The 4,966-nt window shown below is 68.3% G+C and carries 4 protein-coding genes; 1 reads left to right on the top strand and 3 read right to left on the bottom strand.

What is annotated here, in order from left to right:
* Positions 1 to 93: 93 nt before the first annotated feature.
* The 3 genes from ACFWGJ_RS41890 to ACFWGJ_RS41880 are packed head-to-tail and all read right to left on the bottom strand — an operon-like array spanning position 94 to position 2,834.
* Positions 94 to 897: an amino acid ABC transporter ATP-binding protein gene (locus ACFWGJ_RS41890; protein WP_387334203.1), complete on the bottom strand. Its 804-nt coding sequence runs from the start codon at positions 895 to 897 to the stop codon at positions 94 to 96.
* On the bottom strand, positions 894 to 1,838 hold the full coding sequence (locus ACFWGJ_RS41885; RefSeq protein ID WP_383950731.1) for an amino acid ABC transporter permease: 945 nt from the start codon (positions 1,836 to 1,838) through the stop codon (positions 894 to 896). The genes ACFWGJ_RS41890 and ACFWGJ_RS41885 overlap by 4 nt, the downstream gene beginning before the upstream one ends.
* Before the next feature lie 33 nt (positions 1,839 to 1,871).
* Positions 1,872 to 2,834: an ABC transporter substrate-binding protein gene (locus ACFWGJ_RS41880; protein ID WP_387334202.1), complete on the bottom strand. Its 963-nt coding sequence runs from the start codon at positions 2,832 to 2,834 to the stop codon at positions 1,872 to 1,874.
* Positions 2,835 to 3,493: 659 nt separating this feature from the next.
* Here ACFWGJ_RS41880 and ACFWGJ_RS41875 point away from each other — a divergent pair.
* A complete protein-coding gene (locus ACFWGJ_RS41875) occupies positions 3,494 to 4,717 on the top strand; it encodes an NADP-dependent malic enzyme (RefSeq protein ID WP_387334201.1) in 1,224 nt (407 codons plus the stop codon).
* The last annotated feature ends 249 nt before the right edge of the window (positions 4,718 to 4,966 follow it).

The following is a 4,966-nucleotide window of genomic DNA, read 5'->3' as shown; positions in this document are numbered from 1 at the left end:
GCCCCCCACACCCCGCCCCCCCCCCCCCGGGGTGGGGGGTGGACGGTCAACCCCCACCCCCCCCTCCGCGTTGTCCGCCCGACCGCCGGACGGCTAAAGCACCTTCGACAAGAACGACTGCGTCCGTTCGTGCTGCGGGTTCGTCAGGACCTCGCGCGGGTGGCCCGACTCCACCACTACACCCTCGTCCATGAAGACCAGCGAATCGCCGACCTCCCGGGCGAAGCCCATCTCGTGGGTGACGACCACCATCGTCATCCCCGACTCCGCGAGGTCGCGCATGACGTCGAGGACGTCACCGACCAGCTCCGGGTCGAGCGCGGACGTCGGCTCGTCGAACAGCATCAGCTTCGGCTCCATCGCGAGCGCCCGCGCGATCGCGACCCGCTGCTGCTGCCCACCGGAGAGCTGCGAGGGGTAGTTGCCCGCCTTGTCGGCCAGCCCGACCCGCTCCAGGAGCTGGCCCGCGCGCTCACGCGCCTGCGCCCTGCTCACGCCCTTGACCTGGACGGGCGCCTCCATGACGTTCTCCAGCGCCGTCATGTGCGGGAACAGGTTGAAGCGCTGGAACACCATGCCGATGTCCCGCCGCTTCAGCGCGACCTCGCTGTCCTTGAGCTCGTACAGCTTGTCGCCCTTCTGGCGGTAGCCGACCAGCTCCCCGTCGACGTACAGCCGCCCGGCGTTCACCTTCTCCAGATGGTTGATGCACCGCAGGAACGTCGACTTGCCCGAGCCGGAGGGGCCGATCAGGCAGAAGACCTCGCTGGGCTTCACTTCGAGGTCGATGCCCTTGAGGACCTCGACCGGACCGAAGGACTTGTGGACGCCCTCGGCCTTCACCATCGCCGTACCGGAACCCGCCACGGGCACCTTCTTGGTCACGTCGGCGGTCATGCGTTCACTCCTCCGCCCGAGCGGTTGGACAGGGACAGCATGTTCGCCTTGATCTTCTGGAACGGGGTGGCCGGCAGCGCACGGCTCGATCCGCGGGCGTAGTACCGCTCGATGTAGTACTGCCCGACGCTGAGCACCGAGGTCAGGACCAGGTACCAGGCGGCGGCCAGGAAGTACATCTCCACGGGTGCGCCCGACGACTGCCCGATGTCCTGCGCGTACCGGAACAGTTCGGCGAACTGGACCACCGACACCAGTGAGGTCGTCTTCAGCATGTTGATGACCTCGTTGCCCGTGGGGGGCACGATCACGCGCATCGCCTGCGGGATCACGATCCGCCGCAGGGTCTTGCCGTGGCTCATGCCCAGGGCGTGCGAGGCCTCGGTCTGGCCCTCGTCGACCGAGAGCAGACCCGCGCGGCAGATCTCCGCCATGTACGCGGCCTCGTTCAGACCGAGCCCGAGGAGCGCCGTCAGCAGCGGCGTCATGAAGCTCGACCAGTAGTCCTTGTAGATCGGACCGAGGTTGATGTACTGGAAGACCAGGCCCAGGTTGAACCAGACCACGAGCTGGACCAGGACCGGGGTGCCCCGGAAGAACCAGATGTAGAACCACGCGATCGACGAGGTCACCGGGTTCTTCGACAGGCGCATCACCGCGAGGAGGATGCCGCCCGCGATGCCGATCACCATCGACAGCACGGTGAGCAGCATCGTCTGGCCGACGCCCTTGAGGATGCGGTCGTCGAAGAAGTAGTCCGGTACGGCACCCCAGTTGATCTTGCCCTGGGCGAACGCGTAGATGATCGAGACGAAGATCGCGATCGCGACGACGGCCGAGACGTACCGCCCGTAGTGCCGGACCGGGATGGCCTTGATGGCCTCCGGGCCGCCCGGGGGAGTGTCCTGCGGCCCGGGCGTCTTGTCGATGTCAACAGTCACGGATGTTGCCTTTCAGCGCCGCTGATTACGCGGTCACTTGCCGCCGTTGAGGGTGGCTTCCTTCACGGCGCCGGCCTCGACGCCCCACTTCGCGATGATCTTGCCGTACTCGCCGTTCTTGATGACCGCGTCGAGCGCCGCCTGCAGGGCGTCCCGCAGCTCGGTGTTCGACTTGGCGACCGCGATGCCGTACGGGGCGGCCTCGACCTGCTCGCCGACGACCTCGAAGTCCTTGCCGCCGCCCGAGGTCTTCGCCGCGTACGCCGCCACGGGGAAGTCCGAGGAACCGGCGTCGGCGCCACCGGCGCGCAGCCGGGTCTGGGCCTGCTGGTCGTTGTCGAAGGCCTCGATGGACAGCTTCTTGCCGGCCGGACACTTCTTCGCCTGGGCCTTGGCGAGGTCGTTCGAGACGGTGTTGCGCTGCACCACGACCTTCTTGCCGCACAGGTCGTCCCAGGTCTTGATGCCCTGGTCCGCGCCCTGCTTGGTGTAGATCGAGACGCCCGCGGTGAAGTAGTCGATGAAGTCGACGCCCTCGCCGACCTTCTTGCCGGTCTCGGCGTCGACGCCCTCCTGGCGGTCCTTGGTGTCCGTCATCGCCGACATCGCGATGTCGTACCGCTTGGAGCGCAGACCGGTGAGCAGCGTGTCGAACGTGCCGTTCTCGAACTCGAACTTCACGCCGAGCTGCTTGCCCATGGCGTCGGCGAGGTCGGGGTCGATGCCCACCGTCTTGCCCGAGTCGTCCTTGAACTCGACCGGCGCGTACGCGATGTCCGAGCCGACCTTGATGACGCCCTTGTCGCGGACGGCCGCGGGCAGCTTGTCGGCCAGCGGCGCCGCGCTGGAGTCGGCGGTGTCGGAGCTGCCGCTGTCCTTGTCCTTGGTCTGGTCACCGCAGCCGGTGAGCAGCAGGGCGCCTGCGACCGCGATCGCACCGACCGCGGCTATCCGGGACTGCGCGGCGGTCGTACGACGGGTGGAGCGTGCGGTCATGGTGGGTTCCTCCGGCGGGTGGGTGGAGTTGCCGATGGGTCGGCAGTAGCCGATGGGTCGACGAGAACACACACCTTCGGGTGTCGCGACCTCGTGTGATTAGGGCATCTTGCCATTCGGACTCGTCCCTTCAGGGTGCCCGCCATGTCAAAATCGGATAACGGGTGACCCCCTAACCGGACCGAAGCGGTCCGGCTCGACCGGATCTTGTGCGGAAAACCTCCGCGAGGGCCGGAGGATCTTCTGCGGATCCCGCGATACGTGCCGCCACTTCTGCGCACTTGCGACACCATGGCGTCTATCGGCGGATTGTTCGTGAAGTGGGCTTGTTCGCCGTATTCGGCCATGAGTCATGTCACCGGTATGTGACCTTCACGCTCCGTTATACGAGCCTGGCCCCCGCGCTGAGGGGATCCCGGCGCTCCGGTGCACGAGCTCCGGGCGCCCGCGTGTGACCTTCGCTCCATCGACTCGTCCGCGATGCGGTCCGTCCGGTAAGAAGGTTCCTTACACCCCTCATCCGGGGCTCAGGGCGCGTGTGCGGCGCGCCCGTCGCGCATGTTCCGTACTTAACAGTCATCAGGGACATGCGCGGTGCCCGCCCGTTCCTCACCAGGAGCGGCAACCCTCAACCAAGAAGACTTAAGGGGTAAAACAAAGTGGCAGCGGAGATCGTCAATCCTCGCAGCGACAGCAATACGGATCAGGACGGCGGGGCCGAGCCCCTCCATTCCTTCGACCCGGCGTTCGCGCTGCACCGTGGCGGGAAGATGGCCGTGCAGGCCACCGTGCCCGTCCGTGACAAGGACGACCTGTCCCTCGCGTACACGCCCGGCGTCGCGAAGGTCTGCACGGCCATCGCGGAGCAGCCGGAACTCGTCCACGACTACACGTGGAAGTCGTCCGTGGTCGCCGTCGTGACGGACGGGACCGCCGTGCTCGGTCTCGGCGACATCGGGCCCGAGGCCTCCCTCCCCGTCATGGAGGGCAAGGCGATCCTGTTCAAGCAGTTCGGCGGGGTCGACGCCGTGCCGATCGCGCTGGACTGCACGGGCGTCGACGAGATCGTCGAGACCGTCGTGCGGCTCGCGCCGTCCTTCGGCGGCGTGAACCTGGAGGACATCTCGGCCCCCCGGTGCTTCGAGATCGAGCGCCGGCTGCAGGAACGGCTGGACATCCCGGTCTTCCACGACGACCAGCACGGTACGGCCGTCGTCACGCTGGCCGCCCTGCGGAACGCGGCGCGGCTGACCGGGCGCTCGCTCGGGCAGCTGCGGGCCGTGATCTCGGGCGCCGGCGCGGCCGGGGTGGCCATCGCCAAGTTCCTGCTGGAGGCGGGGCTCGGGGATGTCGCCGTCGCCGACCGCAAGGGGATCGTGTCGACCGACCGGGACGATCTGACCCCGGTCAAGCGCGACCTCGCGGTCATGACCAACAAGGCGGGCCTCTCCGGCTCGCTGGAGTCCGCGCTCGCGGGCGCCGACGTCTTCATCGGCGTCTCCGGCGGTACGGTGCCGGAGCCGGCCGTGGCCTCCATGGCCGAGGGTGCGTTCGTCTTCGCCATGGCGAACCCGAACCCCGAGGTGCACCCCGACGTCGCCCACAAGTACGCGGCGGTCGTCGCCACCGGGCGGTCGGACTACCCGAACCAGATCAACAACGTGCTGGCGTTCCCCGGGATCTTCGCGGGGGCGCTGCAGGTGCGGGCCTCCCGGATCACCGAGGGGATGAAGATCGCGGCTGCTGAGGCGCTGGCGGCGGTCGTCGGGGACGACCTCGCCGCGGACTATGTGATTCCGTCGCCGTTCGACGAGCGGGTCGCTCCGGCGGTCACCGCGGCGGTTGCGGCGGCGGCGCGGGCGGAGGGTGTGGCGCGGCGCTAGCCGCGCGTATTTTCTGACTGTCGGCTTCGGGTCCCGTCCAGGTGGGCGGGGCCCGAAGCCGTTTGCCCGAAAATTCTTTTCGGGGGTTCGGCTGGGCGGGTGGGTGCGGGTCGGTGGGGGCTGGCCGCGCAGTTCCCCGCGCCCCTTGGGTGGGGGGTGGTGGGGGTGGTGTGGTGTGTGCGGGTCGGTGGGGGTTGCTCGCGCAGTTCCCCGCGCCCCCAAGCAAGCGGGGCTGCGCCCCGGCTCGCC

The sequence above is a fragment of the Streptomyces sp. NPDC060205 genome (genome assembly GCF_042728395.1).
Lineage (GTDB): Bacteria > Actinomycetota > Actinomycetes > Streptomycetales > Streptomycetaceae > Streptomyces.
Note: the sequence above shows the minus strand (reverse complement) of the source record. Positions and strands in the feature narration are given on the sequence as shown.